This is a genomic window from Polycladidibacter hongkongensis (assembly GCF_001561995.1).
Taxonomy (GTDB): Bacteria; Pseudomonadota; Alphaproteobacteria; order Rhizobiales; family Stappiaceae; genus Pseudovibrio; species Pseudovibrio hongkongensis.
Genome location: NZ_LLWC01000010.1, coordinates 1 through 23973, shown reverse-complemented (window position 1 = coordinate 23973; position 23973 = coordinate 1). Strand labels below are relative to the sequence as shown.

The window sequence follows — 23973 nt, the reverse complement described above, 5'->3', positions numbered from 1 at the left end:
AGAGCAAGGGTGGCTTGACTATGATGTCAAGCGCCAAAGAAAAAGGATCGAACCGATGAAAGTTGTCATCTGCGGCGCAGGTAAAGTGGGCTATGGCATTGCCGAGCAACTCGCCGCCGAACAGCACGATGTTTCCGTGCTTGACACCTCGGCGGAACTGATCAAGCAAATTCAGGACCAACTGGACGTTCGCGGCTTTGTCGGCCACGGGGCCCACCCCGATGTACTGCGTGATGCGGGGTGCGATACGGCGGATATGATTATCGCGGTCACCTTGCATGACGAAATCAACATGATCGCCTGCCAGATCGCCCACCAGCTGTTCCAAACCCCGACAAAAATCGCAAGGGTACGCGCGCAAAGCTACCTGTCTGAATCGGTCAAACACCTTTATTCCAAAGAGGGTATTCCGATCGATGTGGTGATTTCGCCCGAGATCGAGGTTGGCGAAATGATTTTGCGCCGCCTTTCTTTGCCTGGCGCTATGGAAACCATCCGCTTTGCCGATGATGAAGTGGTGCTCGTCGGCATTCACTGTGATGAAAATTGCCCGGTGCTGAACACGCCTTTGCGCCAGCTTACTGAGTTGTTTCCCGATCTGTCAGCCGTTGTTGTCGGTGTGCTGCGAGAAGGCGTAATGCTGGTGCCTCGCAGTGCCGACACATTGAGGGAAGGGGATCTTGCCTATATCTGCGCCAAACGCGGTCAGGTTAAGCGTACCCTCGGTATTTTCGGTCATGAAGAACCAGAGGCTCGCCGCATTCTCATCGCCGGTGGTGGCAACATTGGCCTATATGTGGCCCGCCGCTTGGAGCAACAAGGCAGTCGTTCCAATGTTGTGATCGTCGAGCAGAAGCGTGATCGGGCGATGAAGATCGCCGAAGAGCTTACCGGCACAGTGGTGCTGAACGGCAACGCGCTGGATCAAGGAATTTTGCGCGAGGCGGACGTCTCCGACACGGATATCATGGTGGCACTGACCAATGATGACGAGGTTAATATTCTGTCGTCGGTGATGGCTAAACAGCTTGGGTGTCAACGGAATTTGACGCTGCTGAACAATGCCAGCTATCCCGGCTTTGCCCGTTCACTGGGCATAGATAGTTTTGTAAACCCGCGTCAGGTCACGGTATCCAAAGTCTTGCAGCAACTGCGCCGCGGTCGTATTCGGCAGGTCCATACGCTGCAAAACGGCATGGCGGAAATTTTTGAGGCGGAAATTTTGGAAACATCTCCGCTGCTTGGGCGCACGCTGCGCGAGGTCGAGATTGCTGATGGAGTGCGCGTCGGGGCTATCTATCGGCGCGGCGAAGCGATCACGCCAAAAGGCGACGATGTCTTTCAACTCAATGACCGGGTTGTTGTCTTTGCCCTTGCCAAGGACGTGCAGCAAATCGGCCGCCTGTTCCGTGTTTCGCTAGAGTTCTTCTGATAGCAATTCAAAGCTACAAACGAAAACAAAGAGGCACCAGATAAAGTGCCCTAACATCACTTCTAAGGAGATGTCTATGAGCCGCATAGCCTATGTAAATGGCCAGTATGTGCCGCACGCAAGGGCTGCTGTCCACATTGAGGATCGAGGCTACCAGTTCGCCGATGCGATCTACGAGGTCTGCGAGATCAAAGAGGGTTACATTATTGATATGGGCCCGCACTTGGATCGTTTGGACCGGTCCCTACATGAGTTACGCATCACCGCCCCAATGGCGCGTATGCCGCTCATCCGCATCCTGCGTGAAGTGGCAAACTTGAACCGAGTACGTAATGGGCTTGTGTACATACAGATCAGTCGCGGTGTAGCCGCGCGCGAGCACTATTTCCCAAGCAAGCCGGTGCGCGCCTCGATCGTCGTCACCGCAAAGCGCATAGACCCGCGCACACTTGAAGCAAAAGCTGATAACGGTATCAAGGTCATTTCGGTGCCGGAGAATCGTTGGGAACGCGTAGATATCAAGACTGTAGGTCTTCTTCCCAACGTACTGGCTAAGCAAGCCGCCCGTGAAGCCGGGGCTACCGAAGCATGGTTTGTGGATAATTCCGGTATGGTAACCGAAGGTGGCTCAACAAATGCCTGGATCCTGACCAAGGACAATCGCTTGGTCACACGGCAGGCAGACTGCGGCATTTTGCGCGGGATCACCCGTGAAGGTGTCTTGCAAGTTGCCCAGAAACGTCAGATTATCGTTGAGGAACGGTCATTTTCAATTCGCGAGGCGCAAGAGGCAGTCGAGGCATTTGTCACCAGCGCGTCCGCCTTGGTTATGCCAGTAGTTGAAATAGACAAAGTGCTAATTGGGGATGGGCGTCCAGGTCATTTATCTAGAGAATTGCGAAAAGAATTTCATGAAAGGGCAGAACGAACTAAACTGTAGGTTGCTCGATTGTAAGGGATCGGTAGAATGCAGTTTGAGAATTGTTTTGTCGCTTCCCAAGTAGTTGCAGTGCCTGCTCTCGCAAACGGTGCTGCCAATTGTAAGACAACACTTAATCAAACACGGTTGGATGCCGCGGCCGCGTCCACGAAAACAGGAAAAAAACAGTTATGGCTGACCGCGCTCAAAATCTTCAAGATACATTTTTAAACCACCTGCGCAAAAACAAGATTCCACTCACGATTTTCCTCATTAATGGGGTCAAGCTGCAAGGCGTCGTGACTTGGTTTGACAATTTCTGCGTGTTGCTGCGCCGCGATGGCCACTCCCAACTGGTTTATAAACATGCAATTTCCACTATTATGCCAAATGGCCCGGTGCAGCTGTTTGAGCCACAAGAACAAGAAACAGAAAAAACAGGAAGCTGATTGAAGCCCCAAGACGAAAAATCCACTGGTCTCAAGAAAGACGAACTCGACGCCAATCTTGAGGCCGGTGAAATTGAGGTGACCCGGGGAACCCGGTCCCTTGTCATAGTTCCAATAATCTCGGCAAGAGCTTTGTCCCGCGCCAACACTGGCGGTGAGCGGGCATTTGCCGCTGAGCGGAGCGACAATGCGCGCATGGAAGAGGCCATTGGCCTTGCTGCTGCCATCGAGCTTGATATCATCGGCTCACAACTTGTCCGCCTCAACACCATCAAGCCCGGCACCCTGTTCGGCTCTGGTAAAGTGGAGGAAATTGCCGCTCGTGTGGAGGGCGAGGACATCGAGCTTGTGGTGGTTGATCATGCACTGACCCCCATCCAGCAACGCAACTTGGAGCGTGACTGGAAGTGTAAGGTTATCGATCGCACCGGCCTTATTCTGGAAATCTTCGGTGAACGGGCACAAACCCGCGAAGGCCGCTTGCAAGTGGAACTTGCGCACCTGACGTGGCAGAAAAGCCGTCTGGTTCGCTCATGGACGCACCTTGAGCGTCAGCGTGGCGGGCTTGGATTTGTCGGCGGTCCCGGTGAAACCCAGATCGAGGCGGACCGCCGCATCATTCAAGATCGCATATCTCGCGTGCGTGGCATGTTGGAGCAGGTGCAGCGCACCCGCGCGTTGCATCGCAAGCAACGCAAGAAGGTCCCCCATCCGGTCATCGCGTTTGTAGGCTATACAAATGCGGGCAAATCCACATTGTTTAACCGGCTGACAAATTCCGAAGTCTTTGCCAAGGATCTCTTGTTCGCCACTCTCGACCCCACATTGCGGCGGCTAAAACTGCCCCATGGCCGCGAGGTCATCCTCTCCGATACGGTGGGCTTTGTCTCTGATCTGCCACACAATCTGGTGGCTGCATTCCGTGCAACGCTTGAAGAGGTGATCGGGGCCGACATTATCCTGCATGTGCGCGACATCTCTCATGAAGACACCAAGGCACAAGCTGCGGATGTTGATGACACCTTGCAGCTGCTTGGCCTAAAGGTCTCTGAAAGTGATCGGGTGATCGAGGTTTGGAACAAGATTGACCGGCTGGAAGACGGCTACCGTGAAAAGCTGCTTGGTGATAACCGCCCAGATGAAGGGCCAATTGCCCTTTCTGCAATGAGCGGTGAGGGGCTTGAGGCGCTGCTTGAACGCATCGAAACCCGCCTTGCAGAAAAGCTGGATGCTGTGCGCTTGTTGTTGCCGCTTGAAGCCGGCGCCGAGTTGGCCTGGCTTTATCAGCATTGCGAGGTACTCGAACGTCTTGATGGCGAGGAAGGCATCACCATGCAAGTGCGCGTTCCTGATAGCCTGCGCGAACCGGTGCGTCAGCGCTTTGGTAAGTTTTTTATCGAGGGGGAAACGCTCAGCTCATCCACCCGATCGGCGAATGACGAGGATGCGCCAGACATTGGCGGCTACTCGCCAATTTAAATTTCAGTACAACTAGAATTATTCAGCCTCGCTCAAGCTTTGAGCGGGGCTTGTTTTTTATATGAAATTAAAACTCACGCCGCCAAATCTTTCATCTTTGCGATAGGCTTCTCGCTGTATACTTTCTAAATCAACATTTATTTAAACAAATGTGGAAATATAATGAGATTTACAGCAGTTTTTGCATTGATCTTCACGCTCTTTGCTTTGAATGCCCCCCTCTACGCAGCGCCAAAGCTAAAGCCGGCTGTTCTGGGGCTCATTCTTAAAGCGCAAAAGGGTGATCTGATCGCGCAAAACAATCTGGGGCACCGCTATGCTGTTGGCGATGGCGTCGCAGTTGACTACGAGAAGTCTATCAAGTGGCTTTCGCGCGCGGCAGATAAGGGCTTTGCCCCTGCACAGTTCAACCTTGCCAATATGTACCAAGACGGCAAGGGCGTTAAGCGCGACTATGCCAAGGCGAGGGAGCTGATGCTTAAGGCCTATAAACAAGGGGATTCTAGCGCACCCAATGGTCTTGGTGTTCTTTACGAGAACGGTCTGGGTGTCAAAAAGGATATGAAGAAAGCCTTCACCTACTTTATGGAGGGTGCCGATAAGGGGGATGATATGGCCCGCCTAAACGCGGGTATGATGCTGATCAATGGTGCTGGCATAGAGCCGGATCATAAGGCGGCATTCCGCTTGCTTAAAACAGCGGCAGACAATGGCGAACCGACAGCAATGCGTGTTGTTGGCATAATGTATGCCAATGGGGTCGGTGCGAAACAAAACTATAAGGCGGCGAAAACCTATTTGCAGGATGCGTGCGAGGAAGGCATTAGCGAAGCGTGCCCCGAGCTAAAAACCATCACTGACGCCGGATATTAACAAAACGTTAATTTTGCGTCGGACTTACTTAATCTAAGTAGGTTCTGACGCAAATTTCGCAACAAACGAGCAATGCTCCGTCGGTCGATTATCGTTTATGCGCTTGCCGTTTGGGGTCAAAGGCTTTTGCCGCTTGCCAGTAGGCTTCCATTTCCTCAAGGCTAAGGTCATCAAGAGGGCGTCCCTCCTGCTGCGCACCTGCTTCTATATGCGCAAAGCGACGGCGGAACTTATCATTGGTGCGCTTCAGCGCCGCCTCGGGTAAAATGTCCAGATGTCGGGCGAGGTTGGCCACTGCAAACAACACGTCGCCAAGCTCGTCCTCCATCGCTTCACGCGCGATCTCCCCAGCATGCAGCTCTGCCTCCAGCTCGCTAATTTCCTCTTTTATCTTCGCCAAAACAGGCGCCGCGGCACCCCAGTCAAAGCCAACCCGTGCTGCCTGCCTTTGCAGCTTCTCAGCTTCCAGCAGCGCCGGAAAACTTGCCGGAACATCATCAAGAAACTGCTTCTCAGGTGCAGGAATGCCAAGCGCCAGCCGCTCGGCGGCCTTCTGGGCTTTTTCAGCGGATTTTATCCGGTCCCAAGCGCCTTTCTCCAAGCCCCGCGTGCGTTCCTCCGCACTGCCAAACACATGCGGGTGCCGGCCAATCATTTTGCGAGTGATCGCCTCAACCACATCGCCAAAATCAAAGGAACCTTCCTCTTGTGCCATTTGCGCATGATAAACCACTTGCAGCAACAAGTCGCCCAGCTCCTCCTTCAGCTCAACCTTGTCACCAATGCGGATCGCCTCGGCCACCTCGTAGGCCTCTTCGATGGTGTAGGGTACGATCGAAGCAAAGTCTTGCTCTAGATCCCACGGACAGCCGGTAACAGGGGTACGCAGCGCCTCCATAATTCTTAGCAGTTCTGTAATATCCTTGCTTGGCTTGGGGGCGATCTGGCTCATGCGTGTCTCTCAGGTGAATGTCGGGAACAGCGAAAAATCTCAAGCAAACCCTTGCGTTGTGAAGGTGCCCGTGCTTTTAAATGTCTCGTGTTTCTTAAGGGTGTCAGCACTCTGCTGCAAGCGCCAATCCATCATTTTCATTATGCAGGTTAGTCAGGGAGGCGGGCAATGGAATTACCAAAACACATTCACGTGCAAGGCGCTGTGTACCTGCCAAAAGAGGATTTGCGCGAAGATTTCGTGCGCGCCACGGGCCCGGGTGGCCAGAATGTCAATAAGGTATCAAGTGCAGTGCAACTACGCTTCGCCTTGGAACGAAATACCAGCCTACCGGAACACGCCAAAACCAAACTGGTGAAGATCGCAGGCTCCCGCCTCACCAAAGGCGGCGAGGTGGTCCTGTTCGCAGATCGCTTTCGCACCCAAGAGCGCAATCGGCAAGACGCACTGGAACGGCTGCTTGCTATGCTGCGCGAGGCGCTTTTCGTGCCCAAAACCCGCCGAGCAACAAAACCAACTAAGGCATCGCAGCGCCGCCGCTTAGATACCAAGAAAAAGCACGGACAAAACAAGAAGCTGCGCGCACAGCGCAGCTTCGATTAGCCTGAGCCTGTCTTACCCTTCTTGGTCCAGAATATCCGCAAGCGCATCAATCGCGAGCATATAGCCTGTGGTGCCCAGCCCGCAGATCGTGCCTGTTGCTACCTTGGAAATGTAGGAATGGTGCCGAAACCGCTCCCGCGCATGGATATTGGAAAGGTGCACCTCGATAAGGGGACGCTCAACCGAGGCAATGGCATCCATGATCGCCACGGAAGTATGCGAGTAGGCGCCAGCATTTAACACAATGCCGTTTTTCGTGCCGCGCATCTCGTGCAGCCAGTCAATCAGCGTTCCCTCGCAATTAGACTGGCGGCAATCCACCTCAAAGCCCAGTGTAGCCCCATGCACACGGCAATGCTCGTCCAGTTCGGCAAGCGAGGTGTCACCGTAAACCTCCGGCTGGCGCATGCCTAGCAAATTGAGGTTTGGTCCATTCAAAATCAGGATCTTTTTGCTCATGCCACAACCATCCGTTTTTATGAGTATTTGCATCGGCTGGAACACTGTATGCATTACCAGCGAAAAAGAGTCGCAGCCTTCGCTTTGAAAGCGAAAAAACTACAAATCTATAATGGGCAATGCAAGCTGACAGAGCAAGCCAGTGCCCCTGCCAATCCCGTTGATAAACTGCGGTTCCCGGCAAGTGAGCGTGCCCTACTTTAGCACTAGAAAAAGCTAGAACCTATGAAATATCATCTGTTCTTTTGCCAAGAATATGGCTAGAGCATCAAAGATGGGCGACGAAAGGTCGCGCCAACTACCTTACAAACCAGTTCGGATCAAGCCGATGAGCAACGTATTTCCCCGCCACTGCGCAGCCAACCTCCCAACCGCCGTTAAAGGTGAGGGCTGCTACATCATCGATAGCGAAGGCAAACGCTACCTAGATGCCTGTGGCGGCGCCGCCGTATCCTGCCTTGGGCATTCAAACGAGGCGGTGCTGACTGCCATGCAAACGCAAATGAATGCGATCGCTTTCGCTCATACCGGCTTCTTTACCTCCCAGCCCGCAGAAGATCTTGCCGCCGCGCTAATCGAAAAGGCTCCGGAAGGTCTGGAGCGTGTATACCTTGTCTCTGGTGGCAGCGAAGCCACGGAAGCCGCACTAAAACTTGCCCGCCAGTATCATGTGGAGCGAGGCGAGCCCAGCCGCAAGCACATTATAGCCCGCCTACAAAGCTACCATGGCAACACCCTTGGCGCGCTCTCCGCTGGCGGGAACATGTGGCGCCGGGAACCATTCGAGCCGTTGCTCATCGAGATGTCACACATCGAACCGTGCTACGCCTACCGCCATCAACGCGAAGAGGAAAGCATCGAGGCCTACGCCTTGCGCGCGGCACAGTCATTGGAGGACGAAATCCTGCGCCTTGGCGCTGAAAATGTGGCCGCCTTCATCGCTGAGCCCGTCGTCGGCGCAACTATGGGTGCCGTTCCTGCTGAAGCTGGCTACTACAAAAGAATCCGCGAGATCTGCAATAAGTACGGCGTGCTGCTTATTCTTGATGAAGTCATGTGCGGCATGGGCCGCACCGGCCACCTTTTCGCATGCGAGGCCGATGGAATCTCACCGGATATTCTTTGCATTGCCAAAGGTCTAGGTGCCGGTTACCAGCCAATTGGAGCTATGTTGGCATCGGGTAAAATCTACGAGACTATCAAGAACGGCAGCGGCTTCTTTCAGCACGGTCATACCTATATCGGGCATCCGACAGCCGCCGCAGCCGCACTTGCCGTCCTGCAACAAATCAGCACACCGGAACGCTTGCAACATATAAGTATCATGGGTGAAAAGCTGCGCAGTGCGTTGGATAAACGATTTGGCCAACATCCATTTGTCGGCGACATCCGCGGGCGCGGTCTGTTTATTGGCCTTGAATTGGTTGAGGATCGCAGCTGCAAAAAGCCATTTAACCCTGCGCTAAAACTCAATGCACTTGTGAAAAAGCAGGCCATGGCGGCGGGGCTGATGTGCTACCCCATGGGCGGAACGCTTGATGGCAAGCACGGCGATCACGTGCTGCTTGCACCACCTTTTATCATCGAAGAGGAGCAAGTAACAGAGATCGTAGACAAGCTCGACATGGCGCTCATCGCTGCCTTGCAACAAGCGGGGATTAACACCGATGTCTGAGAGTTTACCGCGCATTCTCATGAGTGCCCCCAACGGCGCTCGTCGGGGCAAGGCGGATCACGCCGCGCTGCCGGTTAGCATTGCCGAGACTGTCGAATGCGCCGCGCAGGTGCGAGCAGCAGGAGCGGATGCGCTGCACGCCCACGTGCGCGACGCAAATGGCGAACATGTGTTGGATGCCGGACTTTATGGCGAGCTTTTACAAGAGCTTTCGCAGCAGCAAAAAGACTTGGTAGTGCAGATCACCACCGAGGCCGTGGGCCGCTATACCCCGCAGCAGCAAGCGGAATTGGTGCAAGCTGTTATGCCGCGCGCTGTGTCTGTCGCCCTGCGTGAAATGCTGCCAGAAGGCGGTGATGCGGACGTCGGCAAGCGCTTTTATGCCTTCGCCAAGGAGGCGGGTATTGCCTTGCAGCATATCCTTTATGCCCCTGAAGACTTCGCCCGCCTGCAACACTTGCAGGCGACCGGCCAACTGCCCGCCAACTATGGCTCCCATCTTTATGTGCTGGGGCGCTATGCCAAGGATCAACAAAGTGACCCAGCTGATCTGGTGGGCTTTTTGCATCAGCGCAGTGTTCAGGCCGATGCGCCTGCATTCATGACCTGCGCTTTCGGCACGATGGAGACGGCAAGTATCGCCGCCACGATGGCTGTTGGCGGACATGGGCGCATAGGCTTTGAAAACAGCCTGTGGAACGGCGATGGCGAACGCGCGCGCGATAATGCCCAGCGCATAGCCGAGGTTGCCCAGCTGCGCCGCACCATGGGTTTCAGCGCTGCCTATAGCGCCGAACAAGTCCTCACCATACTTGGCAAACCGGTGTAACGAGTTTCAGCTTCCCGGCGCGAAGCTAGGTGGCCACCATTTTCGGCGGCCACCAGTATTTTCCATTAAAGGCTTAGGCGGCATTGTGTGCTGCCAGCTTACGATGTGCTGCCAGCCGCGCTTTTTCTGCAACCGGATCGGGAATCGGCACCGAGGCAATCAACTCTTTGGTGTAAGCATGTTGCGGCGTGTCGATCACTTGCGCGCTGCTGCCACACTCCACCATTTTCCCGTGGTTCATGACAAGTATACGCTGGCTGATATGGCGAACCACTGCCAAATCATGCGCCACGAACAACATGGCAATGCCCCGTTCTTTCTGCAGGTCCATCAGCAAGTTAACCACTTGCGCCTGCACCGAAACATCCAGTGCGGACACCGGTTCATCGCAGAGCAACAAATCCGGCTCGCTGATCAGCGCCCTTGCGATGCCAATGCGCTGGCATTGCCCCCCGGAAAACTCGTGGGGATATCGGTTGATCATCGTGGCCGACAACCCGACCCGCTCCAGCAGCTCCGCCACCTTGCGGCGGATATCCCCGCGCCGCCCGCGCGGCCAATGCGTCCGGGCAGGTTCTGCGATGATCTGGCCAGCGGTGAGCCGTGGATTGAGTGAGGCAAGGGGATCTTGAAACACCATTTGCATTTTGGCGCGCAGCTTTTGCATATCGCGGGGCGACAGGAGGTGGATATCGCGTCCCTGCCAAAACACCTGCCCGCTGTGCAGCGGTTGCATGCGCGTCACCGCCCGCAACAGGGTTGACTTGCCAGAGCCACTTTCCCCTACAATCCCAAGGGTTTCACCAGCGCCAAGCTGTAGCGAAATCCCGTCAACGGCCTTGAGCACGGCCGCGGGCGCCCATGGCGCCGCACCGGCGACACTATGACGAAAGCGCACCTCAATATCGCGCAGTTCAAGCAATGGTGTGCTCATGACGACACCTCCTCAAGCCGAATGGCCGACTGGTCAAGCCGCGGCACCGCGGCAAGAAGCTTTTGCGTATAGGGGTGCTGTGGTTTGGCAAACAGCTGCTCAGTCGCCGCGGTCTCCACCATTTCGCCATGGCGCATCACCAAGGTACGGGCGCAGCTACCAGCCACCACGCCAAGATTGTGAGTAATAAACACCACCGCCATGCCCATGTTTTGTTGCAGTTCCAGTAGCAAATCCATAATGCGGGCCTGAACGGTTACATCTAACGCCGTGGTGGGTTCATCAGCGATCAGCAGCTTGGGCCGGCACAGCAACGCCATGGCAATCATCACCCGTTGGCGCATCCCTCCGGAAAACTGGTGGGGATAGTGGTTGAACCGCTGTGCCGCATCCTTGATATGCACGGCTTCCAGCATGGCGATCACCTGATCGCGGATCTGTCGGCGCGACAACCGCTTGCCCTGCGGCGGGTGATAGTGCAGCACCTCCGCCATTTGCGTTCCTATGCGCAAATAAGGGTTAAGGCTGGTCATGGGATCTTGGAAAATCATGGCAATCTCGCGCGATCGCAACCGCGCTATCTGCTCTTCCTTCATGCCCAACAGCTCGTGCCCCTCATAGGTCACGGTGCCGCTCACCTTGGCGTTTTCCGGCAAAAGGCCCATTATGGCAAAGGCACTTTGGCTTTTACCGGAGCCGCTTTCGCCAACGATCGCCAGTGTTTCACCTTCGCTTAGCACAAAGGACAGGTCTTTCACCGCATGTACGCGCCCATCTGGCAGGTCGTAATGCACGGCAAGATTAGAGACTTGCAACAAGCTCATGCGTCTCTCCTAACGTTCTTTCGGGTCCAGCGCATCGCGCAGACCATCGCCGATAAAAAAGAAGCTGAACAGCGTCACCACAAAGAAAAACAGCGGGAAACCAAGCTGCCAATACATTCCGTATTGCAAAGTCGAAGCACCCTCACTGATGAGCGCCCCCCAACTGGTGTTGGGCTCCTGCACACCCAGACCCAAGAAGGATATAAAGCTCTCCGCCAAGATCATATTCGGAATTAACAAAGTTGCGTAAACCATTGTTATGCCGATTAAGTTTGGGACGATGTGGCGAAAAACGATAATTAGCCCCGGCACGCCGGTTGTCTTGGCAGCCTCGATAAACTCTTTGTTCTTTAAAGATAATGTTTGCCCGCGCACGATACGCGCCATATCCAACCATGATATCAGCCCGATGCCCACAAACAGCATGGCGATGGAACGTCCAAACACAACCAGCAGCAGGATCAATACAAACATATAGGGAATAGCTTGCAGGATATCGACGATGCGCATCAACAGATTGTCGATCCGCCCCCCCGCATAGCCGGAGATCGCCCCGTAAATGGTGCCGACGATAACGGCAATCGCCGCGCCAACCACGCCGACCATGAGTGACACTGTGGTCCCTTGCACGGTACGGGCAAACAAATCCCGCCCCAATTCATCAACACCGAAATAATGCCCGTTAGCCAGTGACGGCGCGCCATGCTCTGCGGTTACGCCGATCAAATCCCAATCGATTGTCTCGTTGTCCCAAACGGCCAATACACTGCCAAACAACGCAAAGGCAAGCACTGCAAGGAGTACAATCACGGAAACCATCGCCGCCTTGTTGGCAAAAAACCGCGCGCGCGCATCAGCGTAGAGCGAACGCCCGGCCACAGCCTCCGCCGCCCGCCCGGCGGCGGTATGATGGCCGGGATCTTCTGTAATCTTTGATCTATCAAGATGAACTGACATCCCGCCCTCCTAATATCGGATCTTTGGGTCAATCCATGCATAAGCAAGATCAACCAGCAGGTTAAACAGGATGGTCAATCCACCCATCAAGATCGTGACGCCCATCATCACCGCGTAGTCGCGATTTAGCGCGGAGTTCACAAAGGCGATGCCAATACCACCGGTGCTGAAGTAGTAATCGATCACCACCGAGCCGGTAATCATGGACACAAAGATCGGTCCCAAATAGGAAAATAATGGCAATAGGGCGGGTTTGAGCGCGTGCTTAAAGATTATCACCCGTTTAGGCAGGCCTTTGGCGCGCGCTGTGCGGATAAAATCGGAGTGCAGCACCTCTAGCATGGAAGAACGGGTGAGGCGGGTGATCGACGCCATATAACTTGTCGATAGTGCAATGACCGGCAGCACCAGATTTTGCCACTGCCCCCCGTTCCAGCCACCGCCGGGCAACAGGTTGAGCCACAAAACAAAAATCAGCACCAGAATTGGACCCATGACAAAATTTGGCAGGACCTGCGCCCCGATCGAAAGGCCAACAGCAAAGTAGTCAAGCCAGCTGTTTCGGTGGATCGCAGCGGTGATGCCAAGCAGCCCGCCCAACAGCACCGCGACAATAAAGGACAGCGTCCCGTAAGTCAGCGTCACCGGAAATCCTGTGGCAATAATCTCGTTGACTGCGCGGTCTTTGTATTGAAACGACGGACCGAAATCAAAATGCGCCACAAGCCCATATATGTATTCCAGCATTTGCATATATATCGGCTGATCAAGGCCGTACTTCGCCTCGATATTGGCCAGCACCTGTGGCGGCAATTCGCGCTCCGCCGTAAACGGCCCGCCCGGCGCCATGTGCATCAGTAAAAAGGAAAACACGATAAGCAGCGTCAACGTCGGCAAGGCGATCGCGAGGCGCCTTATAATGTAAAAGAGCATGCAAACTGTCCAAACCTGACAAGATCAAAAAAAAGCCACGCCAACGCTGGCATTTGAGCCAAAGCGAAAGGGGAGTCTAGGAAAGCAGCCACCCCACCCGCAAAGCGGGCAGAGTGACAGGTTTTGCATGGTTATTCTGCGGTCTTGTAGAGATTACGCGAATACCAGTTTTGCTCTGCATTGTTGATCGGCCAATTTTTTAAATTGGCGCGCAACATATAGACATTCGTGTAGTGATAAATCGGGATGATTGGCATCTCATCCGCGATGATTTCTTCAATACGGGTGTAGTTAGCCTGCGGATTTTCAGCGGTTTTGGCCTCACTCAGTAGCTTGTCCACCTCCTCATTGACGTATTTGCCATCATTGTAGCTGGATTGGCTATGCATCAGATCGAGGAAAGTGGAGGCCTCGTTGTAATCACCACACCAACCATTGCGGGAAACGTCAAACTGCTGGGCGCGTTTGCGCGTTAGGAACGTTTTCCATTCAAGATTTTCCAGCGTTACCTTGGCCCCGAGCTTCTGCTTCCACATCTGTGAAGCGGCAATGGCGATCTTCTTATGACCTTCAGAGGTATTGTAAACAATAGTAAACTCAAGCGGATTTTCCGCGCCATAACCGGCCTCGGCCAACAGATCCTTGGCCTTTGCATCCCGCTCTTTTTGGCTCATCTGTCCAAATGGCACTTCAGGCACTTCAAATCCTGCAGTCACCGCAGGAGTGAATGTGTAAGCTGGGAATTGACCGCCTTGCATGATGCGATCAGTAATGACGTTGCGATCAAGCGCAAAGGATAATGCTTGGCGCACACGCTTGTCATTAAACGCCTCTGGTCCACTATCTGAGTGATTGAACCAATAGTAATAGCTGCAGAGCCTCGGGAATGACACAGCTTCTTCTGGGTGTGACTTCTTATAGGAAGGATATTGGCCCGAGGGAATTTCTGTTCGATCGAGTTCGCCTGCAAGATAGCGCGTCAACGCCGCGTTTTCGTCATTAATGACCAGCGTCACCACTTTCTCGATGATTGTCTCCTCATTATTCCAGTAGTTTGCGTTACGGACGCGCACAGAACGTTCGCTGGGAACATGCTCGGCCAGCACATAGGCACCGTTGGAAACCATATTCTCCGGCTTGGTCCACGCATCGCCATGGGCCTCAATGGCCCATTGGGGGCTCGGGAATGTCGTCGCATGGGTCGTCATCAGCGGGAAATAGGGAAGCGGCGCAGAAAGGGTAACTTCAAAGCGGTGGTCATCCAGCGCTTTAACGCCAAGATCACTTGGTGACATGTCACCTGCAACGATTTTCTTGGCGTTTTTAAGCGACATCAACTCGACAAACCATGCATAGGGTGAGGCTGTTTTGGGATCTGCCGCCCTTTGCCACGCAAACACAAAGTCATGGGCCGTGACAGGTTTGCCATCAGACCACCGTGCCTCGGGACGCAAGTGGAAGGTATAGACGGTTTTGTCCTCGCTTAAGTCGTGATGGGTGGCCACACCCGGCTCCAGATTGCCGTCATTATCCTGATTATAAAGCCCCTCGAACAAATCCCGCATCAGTTCTGAACCTGTCACATCCTCCACGATCTGCGGATCAAGCGAGGAATGCTCGTCCAAAATGCGATAGGTAAACACCTGCTCATCGGCCAATTTTTCCCCTGTCTCCGGATGCAAATTGGCCGCAAGAGCTGATGTGCTGAGCAAAGAAAAAGCTAATGCACCGCCAATAAAAGCACTCTTTACCATGATAATTCTCCCCCTAGAATAAGAGCAGGATCAATGTCGCAGTGACAACCTTAATCACGATGCTCAAAAGACAAAAATGACTATTTCAAACGACATATAGTCTATTAGGGTATGCAAGAAATTATTCTCCTGCAAACGATTAAATCTATGCTTTTGACGAGTATTTCACCAAAAATTCGATACCTTATCTAAGGGAGTTTAGAAATTTCTAATCTTTTGGTTTTATTGGCGCAACTTTTTACAGTTGCGATCTGTTTGGAATGAAATTCAATAATTTTCGCCAGATAAAAGAAAATTCGTTCTTTGCGGTGAATCAAACCATAGCAGCAGAAGCAGGAGTAGGCTTTGAAATATCACCGCTCAGGTGTTTCACATCCATCGCATGTCTCTTGAAAGGCGGGAGGCTGCGAGGCATGCAAAATCCTTTTCTGCGATCCAGGAGTTTGAGATGACCAGCTGTTTCTTTATTCCAAGTGTCAATATGATGGGCGCGGGATGCCTGAAGGAGGCTGTCACCCATACCAAAGGCCTCGGCCACAAAAGCGGCCTAATTGTTTGCGGTCCAGTGCTTAAGAAAATGGGCGTTGTCGATGCGGTCGCCGCGCTATTTGCAGACAGCGGCATCGCCACCTATGTGTTCTCCGGAGTGCAGCCCAACCCGACCATTGCCAATGTTGAGGCGGGTGTCGCGCTGCTAAAGCAGCACGACTGTGATTTTGTTATTGCTTTGGGCGGTGGGTCTCCCATCGATTGTGCCAAGGGCATCGCACTGGTGGCCACCAATGGGGGTTCGATTGCCGATTATGAGGGCGTTGACCAATCGGCAAAACCGCAATTGCCGCTGGTTGCTATTAACACGACCGCCGGAACCGCCTCAGAGATGACCCGGTTTTGCATCATCACCGATGAGAGCCGCCATATTAAAATGGCAATTGTCGACAAGAACACCACCCCAGTGCTTTCAGTCAACGACCCCGAGTTAATGTTGGCCAAACCGCCAGCGCTCACCGCGGCAACCGGCATGGACGCGCTGACCCATGCAATTGAGGCTTATGTCTCCACCGCGGCAACGCCGATTACTGACGCTGTGGCCATTAAGGCGATTGAGTTGATTTCCAGACATTTGCGCGCAGCAGTGCGCGATGGCAAAAACATTCATGCGCGCGAACAAATGGCCTACGCGCAGTTCATGGCTGGCATGGCGTTCAATAATGCCTCACTTGGTTATGTGCATGCCATGGCACACCAACTGGGTGGCTTCTATGATCTGCCCCATGGTGTGTGCAATGCCATATTACTGCCGCATGTGGAACGCTTCAACGCCGCGGTCTGTCCAAAACGTCTAAAAGATGTGGCCGCAGCCATGGGCGTTGATGTGGTGCATATGAGCGCTGGCGAGGGCGCCGAGGCTGCCTTGGTCGCCATTCGTCAACTATCCCAAGATGTAGGTATACCAGCAGGCCTTCGGGAGCTGGATGTGAAAGAGGATGACCTGCCAACGCTTGCCAAGAATGCCATGATGGACGCGTGCGGTCTAACAAATCCAAAGCAGCCGCTGTTTGAAGAGGTTGTCGGGATCTATCAAGCTGCAATGTAAACACCAAAGCGCGTACCTAGGAAGATAAGCGGGCCGGCGCATGGAGCGCGCCGGTCTTTGTCCTGTCTTTGGCCTCATCTGCGATGAGGCACGCAGACTGGTTTACCCTTGCCCTTACTGCGGACGGTGTAAATCAAAGCGATCCAAATTCATCACTTTTTCCCAGGCCTTTCCAAAGTCTCTCAGGAACTTGTCGTTGCCATCATCTGCGGCATAGACCTCGCATATGGCGCGCAACTGCGAGTTTGAAGCGAGGGCAAGATCCACCCGAGAAGCTTCATGACGTACCGCGGGATTTTCTGGGTCTTGTGCGGAGAACATGCCTGATTGCGCCGTCCTTTCATGCCACACCAGCCGTGTATCGAGCAGCTTACACAGCACCTCATTGCTCAGTTGGCCGGTTTGTGTGCTGAGAAGCCCGAGGCGGGTGCCCTCGCGGGTGATGCCAAGTGAACGCAAACCAGCCACAAGCACCACCATCTCTGGTGCGCTCAGACACAAGAGTTGCGCCCTGTCGATAAGCATATGTTCCGCCGCAACCGCAAGGCCATCCTCGTGATAATTGCGAAAACCGTCGCTTTGCGGTTGCAGCATATCAAAGGAGTGGATGTCCGTTTGTGCTTGCGTGGCATCGACGCGGCCGGGCGTAAACGCAATAGTGATTGCCTCATCACTGGCAGCTTCCACCGCTACACCGCCGGCAAACACAACCATATCGGCAAGTGAAAGATGACAGTCAGTGTTCAGTTTATTGAAGGCGTTTTGCAAGCGCTCCAGCTTATCAAGTACCACCCCTAACTGTGCGGGTCGGTTCACGCGCCAGTTGTTCTGCGGTGAAAGGCGCACGCGTGCGCCATTGGCCCCGCCGCGCAAATCCGATCCGCGGAAGGTGGAGGCCGACGCCCATGCCGTCTCGACAAGCTCTGTAAGGCTACAGCCGCACGCTAGAATGTCCTGCCTGAGGCCTGCAAGCGCGCTGGCCTCAGGCGCCGGAGCAGGGGTTGTGGGTAGGGGGTCTTGCCAGATCAAATCCTCATCGGGCACGTCTGTCCCCAGATACAGGCAGCGCGGCCCCATATCCCTATGGGTTAACTTAAACCATGCCCGCGAAAAGCGATCAGCAAACTCCTCTGGATCCTGATGATAGCGCCTTGAGATCCGTTCATACTCAGGATCCATGCGCATAGCCATATCAGCTGTGGTCATAATTGTGGTGACACGCTGTCCCGAGCCATCCACTTGCGGTGCCAAATCGGCTGGTTTCACCCCAATCGGTACCCATTGATACGCACCGGCGGGGCTTTTGCTCAGCTCCCATTCGTAGCCGAACAGCATGTCAAAATACCCCATATCCCATTGGGTCGGTTGCGGCGTCCACGCCCCTTCAATCCCCGAGCTGATCGTATCAACCCCATGGCCGCTTTTATAGCTCGAGGCCCACCCAAAGCCCATCGCCTCAAGTGGCGCGGCTTCTGGCTCTCGCCCCACCAGTGCCGCATCTCCCGCCCCGTGGCATTTGCCAAATGTGTGCCCGCCAGCGGTGAGTGCCACGGTCTCCTCATCATCCATGGCCATGCGAGCGAATGTCTCGCGAATATCACGGGCGGAAGCAAGCGGATCGGGAACGCCGTTCGGCCCCTCCGGATTGACGTAGATAAGCCCCATCTGCACCGCCGCAAGCGGACCTTCCAGCTCACGGTCGCCAGAATAGCGGCCATCCTCAAGCCAGACGGATTCCGACCCCCAGTAAATGTCCTGCTGAGGTTCGTAGGTATCAGCACGCCCCCCGCCGAAGCCAAAAGGCTTAAGCCCCATGGATTGAAGCGCGCAGTTGCCCGCCAGAATAAACAGATCGGCCCATGACAATGCCGCACCATATTTGCGCTTCACTGGCCACAGCAATCGCCGGGCCTTGTCTAGATTGACATTGTCGGGCCACGAGTTCAGCGGTGCAAATCGTTGAGCCCCGCTGCGAGCGCCGCCGCGACCATCTGCGGTGCGATACGTCCCCGCGCTGTGCCAAGCCATGCGAATAAAAAACGGACCGTAATGGCCATAATCTGCTGGCCACCAGTCTTGACTGTCGCTCATCAGGGCGATCAGATCCTGCTTTACAGCCTCCAGATCAAGGTGCTGAAACGCCGCGGCATAATCGAACTGCGCGCCCATAGGGTTTCCCGCCGGATTATGCTGATGCAAAATGCTTAAGTTTAACTGCTCGGGCCACCATTTCTGGTTGGTCATCCCGCCACCCGCGGCGTGTTTCGCCGCGGCTCCGCTCACTGGGCAACCTCCGGTTTGCATTTTGCTGTCCTCCCTCTGACAAACGCACGTAATGCCTCAGGGTAAGCTGCATTGGAGCCGCTTAAAAACCGGTGAAATCACTTGGACAAACCTTAAGGGTTTTGCGCAAACCCCGATGGGTCAAGGGCACAGGTAAATTGGCTCTACACCTATTGGACACGCGGCAGGTGCGGGCGTGTTGCGCTATCATCCTCCGCAGAATGCAACGCAAAAGGAGGATGAAGACGTGTTGGCAAATGCAACCACAGGGATTATCCTCTTTACACAGAATCTGGAGCGCTGCTGCGGTTTCTACGAGGATGTGCTGGGCATGACCTGCATTGAGCGCACGCAGGAGTTGGCCAGTTATCAGTTTGGCGGCGCCTATTTGATGCTCGAGTTCCGCCCCTCTGAAACACCCCAATCCGCTCGTCAGCATTATGTCCTTCGGCTCAACACGGACGATCTCGCTGAAATCTGCGACACCTTGAAATCCCGGGGGTTATCGCCGCTGACCCATGTGTTTGAATGGGGGACGATTGCCGCTGTTTTTGATCCTGATGGCAATCGCATCGAGTTTAAATCGCCCGCTGCTGTTGCTTAGGTCGCAGTTGTTGTTAGGACTTGAAATCCTCAGTGTAAATGCCAGTAAGCAAGAGCGGGGGCAAACGGGCAGGACGTCATGAACGAAAAGAACTGTTGGGCCTGCAAGGAGCCCTTTGCGCATGAAGGTCAGCGTTTTTGTACCAATTGCAATCATTGGCAGGGACGGGGCCAGCGTCTGGTTGCCCCATATGCGGGCCTGTTCTCAGTGTTCAGCGGCTTGATAGGTATTCTAGTCGGGGGGCTGGCGCTTTACGCAGGCTATTTTGAACTCTCCACAACCCTGCATGAACTGGAGAAAAAACAGGAAATTCGCGCGAGTTTTTCAAACCTGCGTCGCAGTGGGCAGGAGGGGCAACTCTCGTTTGTGGTGCGCAATGCCGGTGATGGTGAAATCACACTTCGCCGCTTTATGACCTGCCAAATCAATGGAGAGCGCCACCAGTATCAGGTCGCTGCCAACTCATTAAAAGTTGCGCCCTTTAGCGCCAATGATCAAGCCTACATTGTCCCCGCATTGGGCGCCAATATCACGTTGATTGCGCGGCGCCCCAGCCCGGCAATCTGCGTGTTCGAGGTGGAAAACAAACACGGATACAGCAAAAAGTTCACGTTAGATGGCTAGCGCGAGGTCTAGCTCGAACCAGAAGACTTTAGCAGGCGGCCACCATAAACAAGCAAAAATCCAAAGAATGCTGCAAGCCAGAATACGGCAGAGATCTCGTAGAACCTCAGCGCATGCTCCGGAAAGTATCCAGCAACAAACCGTAAGGTTACGCTGGCGAACATGGACAGATAAAGTGCGACAGTTCCCTTGCTTGCCACAAGGGCTCCGCCGCTGTGGCCGAGTGTGGCCCGGCTCATCACCGCCAGCGTAATCATACCCATCACGCCGCTCATGGCCAAGTGCTGCGCGGCAACGGCATCAATCAAATCAGGCAGCAGCAAACTCACCCCCATGGCAGCCAGTCCTAAGGGCAAAAAGCAATAGCTCACATGCAACACAAACAGTAAAGGCTCTGCAAGGGTTTGTAAGCCGCACCAGCGCGAGAGCCGACCCAAATGTAGGACGCTCGAAAGCAGCAGGCCGACGGCAACCAGGCTCTGAGATCCATCAGCTACCCACAAGATCAAACTGAGTAACAACACAAGCAGGCTGAGCTTGTCATAGCCTTGCATTGGCGCTGTCGGTAACTTGCCTGCACCGCGTTTTGTCAGCCAGTTGCGGGTAAACGCGGGAATAATGCGTCCGCCAATCAGCCCCACCATGAGCAGCATGGCGGCAATCCCGAGCCGCTGACCCACTCCTTGTGCGGCGTACTCATCGGCAAACAAGTTCGCAAGATACATGGCGTCCGCCAACAACAGCAGCGCTATCAACCCGGCAACCACCAGATTACGCCAGTTGCGCGCCTTGATTACCTCGTGCAAACAGAAGGCGAGCAGAGCAAGTGGCATGGAAAGCTCAAGTGCTGCCAGTTGCCAAAGACTTATGTACTGCGAGAGCAAAAACCCTAGACGGCCGCAAAGCCACAGCGCAAACAGCCCCGCAAGGGGAAGGCCATGCAGGGCAGGGCGCCCGGTCCAGTTTGGCATGGCTGTGAGTAGAAAACCGGCAAGCACCGCATAAAGATAGCCAAACAAGAAAGCATGCGCATGCCACGACACCGCATCCATAGCAAGTGGCAGGCTGATATGGCCGGAAACCAGCGGGATCCAAAGCAACATGGCCAAAACCGCCCAAACAGCGGCGCTAAAAAAGAAGCACTTAAACCCGGCCTGAAAAAAGCCTGTGTACCAAACGCGAGGTGTCATCGTGTGCATGTCAGCCATGGGGCACTTCCCTTTTATGATTTATGCCGACTATGCCGCAGCTTAAACGCCTTAGTTTGCGAAAAGTCAAATTCAATTAAGAATGAATTGCAGGTGGTGTCGGATGGGTGAGCGATCATTTCTCCGTTGAGCTGTAGCAGCTGCTCATTCGGTAGCCGCCTGCACCTAAAGTGCGAAGGCGCACTAAACTTCTCCCTGGAGGTGATAAAGCGCACAGCATTGCGCTTCTACTCAGGTTTAAAATCGTCAAGCTCAGAACCACATTTCATGAAAAATTGTGCGATATAAACCGCGCAAAACAATGGCAATGATCTAAAGTTTTCGTCAGGTTTGCTGCCTTAGCATGGTCTTATGGGTGTGGAATGATCGCCAAGAAGCGGTGAGATCAAGCGGACCAAACAAAGAATACCTGTTGGTAATCTGTTGGCACTTTCTGACAAGAATCCCCAATAGAGTTGTAAAATCACCCAAACCTGCCATGGTTTGTTCTTTATCAAACAACAAAAAAGCCCACTTGAAAGCGGGCTATCTTTGTTTACTATCAATAGGATAGTGGCGGTGGGAACGGACCTGATGTCGAACCTTCTCCAACATAAAGGACTTTGAAAATATAGAGTTTTATTTGTTTTTTGCGGTTATCCTCAGCGCTAGTTCTGTTCGAGAACACGGTGATCGATGAGTTGCTCCCTTAAAAAGGCAACGTTGAGTGCAAGTCCGGGCAGCAGCCAATAGAACAGGCGGACGACGGCCAAGACTTCTTCGCAGGTGTAATCTGCCGCGGCAGCCTCGCGAAGCGCGTCGCTCGAAAGCCCAGTGGGGTTCGGAAGACCCGCGGCCATTACGACGGTCCTGTCGTGGACTCGGGCAACGTGACGCTCGTAGTCATCGCTTACCACGGCACGTTTCAGGTCGGCTCAGGCAGGGGCGAAGTAACTCTGCCAGCGGGCGACGGCACCAACGGGCCATTCAACACCCTCTAGGACCAAGCGCGCGAGAGACGCCATGAGAAGATATGGCATGTTTCCGGCCGAGAAGATCTCATTGCGGGCTTGGATCTGCTCGAATTCATGCTGATCGTAGCCTATTTCGTCGAGCTGTCTCAGGATTGACGGCGGCGAAAGTGCGACCGCCTCCCGTTCGGCCTGATCGCGCAGGTCGTGGCACGCGCGGGTGAAAGCATCCGAGCCGACAAGTGGCTTCAGGGCCGACCAGAGCGTCTCGTAAAATCGCGGATAGTGGGCGAAGGCCATTGCAACAACACCCATCCAGAGAACCCCGAGGTCCTCCTTGGTCCGCTCGTAGTCCTCCGCCAGATCCCCCATTGCGGCGTATTCCAGTACCGGATGAATGGCCGGAATCGGGTCGGATTTCAGACACGGCAGTTTAAACATCGGAGATATGCTTGGGCAGGTTTTCGCTCCATTTCCTGAGTTCGTCGAGGAACCCGAGCGCCGTGCAGCCCAATTCGGTGATCTGGTACTGCACTGAGACCGGCGCGGTATCCATGACTTCACGAGTCATCAGGCCTTGCACTTCCAACTGGCGCAGCCGTTCGGTGATCATCTTCTTCAACTCGTTCCTCCACGGCATGTCCCTCCTGATCTGGCTCGATTCGACGCCCACCTCGAAACCGTTTTCGCCGAGGCCTCCCATGTCGCAGCCTGACATCCATCTCTAAACCGCGGCGCGATCCTGTGGCATCTGGCCGAGAAATACGGAAGGTTCCTGTCGGACGATCTGGTCGAACGCTCCGAGACGCTGCAACGATTGTTTTTCCAGGTTGGCCATGTCGGACTCATTATGGGGCAAGCGATGTATTTCCAACGCATCGCCGCGCCAAACGGCCATGAGGAGCCGTTCTCGATCAAGCGATACGTGGATGAGAGCCGTCGTCTCATGGAGGTGCTCAACATCCGGCTTGAGGGACGCGACTTCCTTGTCGGAGACTACTCGATCGCGGATATGGCGACGTATCCATGGGCACGCGCCTATGTCTGGGCGAAGGTAGAGGTCGACGACCTGCCGCATCTCAAGACGTGGTTCGACCGCATCGACGCCCGCCCTGCGGTGCAAAAGGCCCTGACCATCCCCAAGGCGCAAACGTAATTTTGGGACGCCAAGGCCGATGACAGGGCTATTGCTGCCGAAAACGCCGCCCGCTTTGCAAGCGACGTCAAGAAAGGGTGATGGGATGGCGATCACACGCGTCGGCTATCCGGTGTCGCCCTTCGTGCGGAAGGTTCGCGTGGCGCTCGAGGCGAAGGGGATCGGGTATGCGCTAGATCCCGTCGTGCCTTACTCCGACCGCAAGGGGGGGGCTGGTGGTATACTCGGCCGGAATCGTGCCTGTTTTGCTGTCTGGCGGCGACGCGGCGCCCATCACGGAAAGTGCTGATATTGTCGCCTGGGCCGATAACCAAGTGCCCGAGCCCGCCCTGCTCCCCGCAAACGGCGCAGGTGGAGGCGCAGGCCGAGGCGCTGGAGAACCGGCATAAAGACTATAAAAACAGGCAGGGGCTGCCAGCTGCAGCTGGCACCTATAAGAACAGAATATCTAAAACAATTGATGATGACGGAAAAGCGGC

At 54.5% G+C, this 23973-nt stretch carries 26 protein-coding genes; 14 read left to right on the top strand and 12 right to left on the bottom strand.

The features are described from left to right. Positions 1 to 55: 55 nt before the first annotated feature. From trkA to AYK82_RS05030, 5 genes are all read left to right on the top strand, one after another. Positions 56 to 1432 carry a Trk system potassium transporter TrkA gene (trkA, locus tag AYK82_RS05050; RefSeq protein ID WP_068312134.1) on the top strand — a complete coding sequence of 459 codons (1377 nt, stop codon included), beginning with the start codon at positions 56 to 58 and terminating at the stop codon, positions 1430 to 1432. A 76-nt stretch (positions 1433 to 1508) separates the two neighbouring features. Next, positions 1509 to 2372 carry a D-amino-acid transaminase gene (locus AYK82_RS05045; protein ID WP_068312131.1) on the top strand — a complete coding sequence of 288 codons (864 nt, stop codon included), beginning with the start codon at positions 1509 to 1511 and terminating at the stop codon, positions 2370 to 2372. A gap of 170 nt (positions 2373 to 2542) precedes the next feature. Next, complete coding sequence (gene hfq / locus AYK82_RS05040) at positions 2543 to 2800, top strand: RNA chaperone Hfq (protein ID WP_068312128.1); 258 nt, start codon at positions 2543 to 2545, stop codon at positions 2798 to 2800. Further along, the gene (gene hflX / locus AYK82_RS05035) at positions 2801 to 4279 is read left to right on the top strand and encodes a GTPase HflX (protein ID WP_068312126.1); all 1479 of its coding nucleotides are present in this window, start codon (positions 2801 to 2803) and stop codon (positions 4277 to 4279) included. It begins immediately after the preceding gene. A 162-nt stretch (positions 4280 to 4441) separates the two neighbouring features. Next, complete coding sequence (locus AYK82_RS05030; RefSeq protein ID WP_068312124.1) at positions 4442 to 5152, top strand: tetratricopeptide repeat protein; 711 nt, start codon at positions 4442 to 4444, stop codon at positions 5150 to 5152. A gap of 88 nt (positions 5153 to 5240) precedes the next feature. Here AYK82_RS05030 and mazG read toward each other — a convergent pair whose 3' ends face one another. After that, positions 5241 to 6104 carry a nucleoside triphosphate pyrophosphohydrolase gene (gene mazG / locus AYK82_RS05025; protein ID WP_068312121.1) on the bottom strand — a complete coding sequence of 288 codons (864 nt, stop codon included), beginning with the start codon at positions 6102 to 6104 and terminating at the stop codon, positions 5241 to 5243. 168 nt (positions 6105 to 6272) lie between these two features. Between mazG and arfB the strand changes: the two genes are divergently transcribed. Beyond that, positions 6273 to 6707, top strand: coding sequence for an alternative ribosome rescue aminoacyl-tRNA hydrolase ArfB (gene arfB, locus AYK82_RS05020; protein WP_068312117.1), 435 nt, complete (start codon positions 6273 to 6275; stop codon positions 6705 to 6707). Between the two features lie 12 nt (positions 6708 to 6719). On the opposite strand, the gene aroQ is transcribed toward arfB, so the two are convergent. Further along, positions 6720 to 7166: a type II 3-dehydroquinate dehydratase gene (gene aroQ / locus AYK82_RS05015; RefSeq protein ID WP_068312482.1), complete on the bottom strand. Its 447-nt coding sequence runs from the start codon at positions 7164 to 7166 to the stop codon at positions 6720 to 6722. A gap of 328 nt (positions 7167 to 7494) precedes the next feature. On the opposite strand from aroQ, the gene AYK82_RS05010 reads away from it, so the two are divergent. Continuing rightward, positions 7495 to 8841 carry an aspartate aminotransferase family protein gene (locus tag AYK82_RS05010; protein ID WP_068312479.1) on the top strand — a complete coding sequence of 449 codons (1347 nt, stop codon included), beginning with the start codon at positions 7495 to 7497 and terminating at the stop codon, positions 8839 to 8841. Then, positions 8834 to 9670 carry a beta-keto acid cleavage family enzyme gene (locus AYK82_RS05005; protein WP_068312114.1) on the top strand — a complete coding sequence of 279 codons (837 nt, stop codon included), beginning with the start codon at positions 8834 to 8836 and terminating at the stop codon, positions 9668 to 9670. Before AYK82_RS05010 ends, AYK82_RS05005 begins: the two co-directional genes overlap by 8 nt. Positions 9671 to 9743: 73 nt before the next feature. Here the strand turns inward: AYK82_RS05005 and AYK82_RS05000 are convergent, their stop codons facing one another. The 5 genes from AYK82_RS05000 to AYK82_RS04980 all read right to left on the bottom strand — a co-directional run bounded on the left by AYK82_RS05000 (position 9744) and on the right by AYK82_RS04980 (position 15072). Next, positions 9744 to 10604: an ATP-binding cassette domain-containing protein gene (locus AYK82_RS05000; RefSeq protein ID WP_082733760.1), complete on the bottom strand. Its 861-nt coding sequence runs from the start codon at positions 10602 to 10604 to the stop codon at positions 9744 to 9746. Then, positions 10601 to 11428: an ABC transporter ATP-binding protein gene (locus AYK82_RS04995; RefSeq protein WP_082733759.1), complete on the bottom strand. Its 828-nt coding sequence runs from the start codon at positions 11426 to 11428 to the stop codon at positions 10601 to 10603. The genes AYK82_RS05000 and AYK82_RS04995 overlap by 4 nt, the downstream gene beginning before the upstream one ends. A 9-nt stretch (positions 11429 to 11437) precedes the next feature. Then, on the bottom strand, positions 11438 to 12385 hold the full coding sequence (locus tag AYK82_RS04990; protein WP_082733758.1) for an ABC transporter permease subunit: 948 nt from the start codon (positions 12383 to 12385) through the stop codon (positions 11438 to 11440). A gap of 9 nt (positions 12386 to 12394) precedes the next feature. Beyond that, positions 12395 to 13318, bottom strand: a complete 924-nt coding sequence (oppB, locus tag AYK82_RS04985) for an oligopeptide ABC transporter permease OppB (RefSeq protein ID WP_068312108.1) — start codon at positions 13316 to 13318, stop codon at positions 12395 to 12397. Positions 13319 to 13449: 131 nt separating this feature from the next. Further along, positions 13450 to 15072 (bottom strand): peptide ABC transporter substrate-binding protein, encoded by a 1623-nt coding sequence (locus AYK82_RS04980; RefSeq protein ID WP_068312105.1) that lies wholly within the window; start codon positions 15070 to 15072, stop codon positions 13450 to 13452. Positions 15073 to 15520: 448 nt separating this feature from the next. Between AYK82_RS04980 and yiaY the strand changes: the two genes are divergently transcribed. After that, positions 15521 to 16669, top strand: a complete 1149-nt coding sequence (gene yiaY / locus AYK82_RS04975) for an L-threonine dehydrogenase (RefSeq protein ID WP_068312473.1) — start codon at positions 15521 to 15523, stop codon at positions 16667 to 16669. Between the two features lie 114 nt (positions 16670 to 16783). Here yiaY and katG read toward each other — a convergent pair whose 3' ends face one another. Further along, positions 16784 to 18973, bottom strand: a complete 2190-nt coding sequence (gene katG, locus AYK82_RS04970) for a catalase/peroxidase HPI (RefSeq protein WP_068312102.1) — start codon at positions 18971 to 18973, stop codon at positions 16784 to 16786. Positions 18974 to 19148: 175 nt separating this feature from the next. Between katG and AYK82_RS04965 the strand changes: the two genes are divergently transcribed. Then, complete coding sequence (locus AYK82_RS04965; RefSeq protein ID WP_208976399.1) at positions 19149 to 19556, top strand: VOC family protein; 408 nt, start codon at positions 19149 to 19151, stop codon at positions 19554 to 19556. A gap of 78 nt (positions 19557 to 19634) precedes the next feature. Next, positions 19635 to 20180, top strand: a complete 546-nt coding sequence (locus tag AYK82_RS04960; RefSeq protein WP_068312099.1) for a hypothetical protein — start codon at positions 19635 to 19637, stop codon at positions 20178 to 20180. An 8-nt stretch (positions 20181 to 20188) separates the two neighbouring features. Here AYK82_RS04960 and AYK82_RS04955 read toward each other — a convergent pair whose 3' ends face one another. The 4 genes from AYK82_RS04955 to AYK82_RS04940 form a co-directional block, all read right to left on the bottom strand. Continuing rightward, positions 20189 to 21388 carry an NnrS family protein gene (locus AYK82_RS04955; protein ID WP_068312096.1) on the bottom strand — a complete coding sequence of 400 codons (1200 nt, stop codon included), beginning with the start codon at positions 21386 to 21388 and terminating at the stop codon, positions 20189 to 20191. Between the two features lie 647 nt (positions 21389 to 22035). Next, on the bottom strand, positions 22036 to 22227 hold the full coding sequence (locus tag AYK82_RS04950; RefSeq protein WP_156453262.1) for a hypothetical protein: 192 nt from the start codon (positions 22225 to 22227) through the stop codon (positions 22036 to 22038). Positions 22228 to 22302: 75 nt separating this feature from the next. Further along, positions 22303 to 22779 (bottom strand): hypothetical protein, encoded by a 477-nt coding sequence (locus AYK82_RS04945; RefSeq protein ID WP_068312090.1) that lies wholly within the window; start codon positions 22777 to 22779, stop codon positions 22303 to 22305. Then, positions 22772 to 23041 (bottom strand): winged helix-turn-helix transcriptional regulator, encoded by a 270-nt coding sequence (locus tag AYK82_RS04940; RefSeq protein WP_208976398.1) that lies wholly within the window; start codon positions 23039 to 23041, stop codon positions 22772 to 22774. Before AYK82_RS04940 ends, AYK82_RS04945 begins: the two co-directional genes overlap by 8 nt. A gap of 147 nt (positions 23042 to 23188) precedes the next feature. On the opposite strand from AYK82_RS04940, the gene AYK82_RS04935 reads away from it, so the two are divergent. The 3 genes from AYK82_RS04935 to AYK82_RS18180 form a co-directional block, all read left to right on the top strand. Then, positions 23189 to 23494: a glutathione binding-like protein gene (locus AYK82_RS04935; RefSeq protein WP_208976397.1), complete on the top strand. Its 306-nt coding sequence runs from the start codon at positions 23189 to 23191 to the stop codon at positions 23492 to 23494. Between the two features lie 19 nt (positions 23495 to 23513). Further along, the gene (locus AYK82_RS18575; protein ID WP_156453261.1) at positions 23514 to 23783 is read left to right on the top strand and encodes a glutathione S-transferase N-terminal domain-containing protein; all 270 of its coding nucleotides are present in this window, start codon (positions 23514 to 23516) and stop codon (positions 23781 to 23783) included. A 2-nt stretch (positions 23784 to 23785) separates the two neighbouring features. After that, positions 23786 to 23973: hypothetical protein (locus AYK82_RS18180; RefSeq protein ID WP_208976396.1), on the top strand; the 188-nt coding region annotated here is incomplete at its 3' end.

What these genes read in the sequence shown, in the direction of transcription:
- mazG (WP_068312121.1), bottom strand. Translation starts at nt 6,104, where the DNA reads ATGAGCCAGATCGCCCCCAAGCCAAGCAAGGATATTACAGAACTGCTA.
- AYK82_RS05030 (WP_068312124.1), top strand. Translation starts at nt 4,442, where the DNA reads ATGAGATTTACAGCAGTTTTTGCATTGATCTTCACGCTCTTTGCTTTG.
- AYK82_RS05045 (WP_068312131.1), top strand. Translation starts at nt 1,509, where the DNA reads ATGAGCCGCATAGCCTATGTAAATGGCCAGTATGTGCCGCACGCAAGG.
- aroQ (WP_068312482.1), bottom strand. Translation starts at nt 7,166, where the DNA reads ATGAGCAAAAAGATCCTGATTTTGAATGGACCAAACCTCAATTTGCTA.
- AYK82_RS04950 (WP_156453262.1), bottom strand. Translation starts at nt 22,227, where the DNA reads ATGGCCGCGGGTCTTCCGAACCCCACTGGGCTTTCGAGCGACGCGCTT.
- AYK82_RS05010 (WP_068312479.1), top strand. Translation starts at nt 7,495, where the DNA reads ATGAGCAACGTATTTCCCCGCCACTGCGCAGCCAACCTCCCAACCGCC.
- AYK82_RS04945 (WP_068312090.1), bottom strand. Translation starts at nt 22,779, where the DNA reads ATGTTTAAACTGCCGTGTCTGAAATCCGACCCGATTCCGGCCATTCAT.
- AYK82_RS05000 (WP_082733760.1), bottom strand. Translation starts at nt 10,604, where the DNA reads ATGAGCACACCATTGCTTGAACTGCGCGATATTGAGGTGCGCTTTCGT.
- AYK82_RS04955 (WP_068312096.1), bottom strand. Translation starts at nt 21,388, where the DNA reads ATGGCTGACATGCACACGATGACACCTCGCGTTTGGTACACAGGCTTT.
- yiaY (WP_068312473.1), top strand. Translation starts at nt 15,521, where the DNA reads ATGACCAGCTGTTTCTTTATTCCAAGTGTCAATATGATGGGCGCGGGA.
- arfB (WP_068312117.1), top strand. Translation starts at nt 6,273, where the DNA reads ATGGAATTACCAAAACACATTCACGTGCAAGGCGCTGTGTACCTGCCA.
- AYK82_RS04990 (WP_082733758.1), bottom strand. Translation starts at nt 12,385, where the DNA reads ATGTCAGTTCATCTTGATAGATCAAAGATTACAGAAGATCCCGGCCAT.
- AYK82_RS05005 (WP_068312114.1), top strand. Translation starts at nt 8,834, where the DNA reads ATGTCTGAGAGTTTACCGCGCATTCTCATGAGTGCCCCCAACGGCGCT.
- AYK82_RS04980 (WP_068312105.1), bottom strand. Translation starts at nt 15,072, where the DNA reads ATGGTAAAGAGTGCTTTTATTGGCGGTGCATTAGCTTTTTCTTTGCTC.
- katG (WP_068312102.1), bottom strand. Translation starts at nt 18,973, where the DNA reads ATGCAAACCGGAGGTTGCCCAGTGAGCGGAGCCGCGGCGAAACACGCC.
- AYK82_RS04940 (WP_208976398.1), bottom strand. Translation starts at nt 23,041, where the DNA reads ATGGGAGGCCTCGGCGAAAACGGTTTCGAGGTGGGCGTCGAATCGAGC.
- oppB (WP_068312108.1), bottom strand. Translation starts at nt 13,318, where the DNA reads ATGCTCTTTTACATTATAAGGCGCCTCGCGATCGCCTTGCCGACGTTG.
- AYK82_RS04935 (WP_208976397.1), top strand. Translation starts at nt 23,189, where the DNA reads ATGGGGCAAGCGATGTATTTCCAACGCATCGCCGCGCCAAACGGCCAT.
- AYK82_RS18575 (WP_156453261.1), top strand. Translation starts at nt 23,514, where the DNA reads ATGACAGGGCTATTGCTGCCGAAAACGCCGCCCGCTTTGCAAGCGACG.
- AYK82_RS04960 (WP_068312099.1), top strand. Translation starts at nt 19,635, where the DNA reads ATGAACGAAAAGAACTGTTGGGCCTGCAAGGAGCCCTTTGCGCATGAA.
- hfq (WP_068312128.1), top strand. Translation starts at nt 2,543, where the DNA reads ATGGCTGACCGCGCTCAAAATCTTCAAGATACATTTTTAAACCACCTG.
- trkA (WP_068312134.1), top strand. Translation starts at nt 56, where the DNA reads ATGAAAGTTGTCATCTGCGGCGCAGGTAAAGTGGGCTATGGCATTGCC.
- AYK82_RS04995 (WP_082733759.1), bottom strand. Translation starts at nt 11,428, where the DNA reads ATGAGCTTGTTGCAAGTCTCTAATCTTGCCGTGCATTACGACCTGCCA.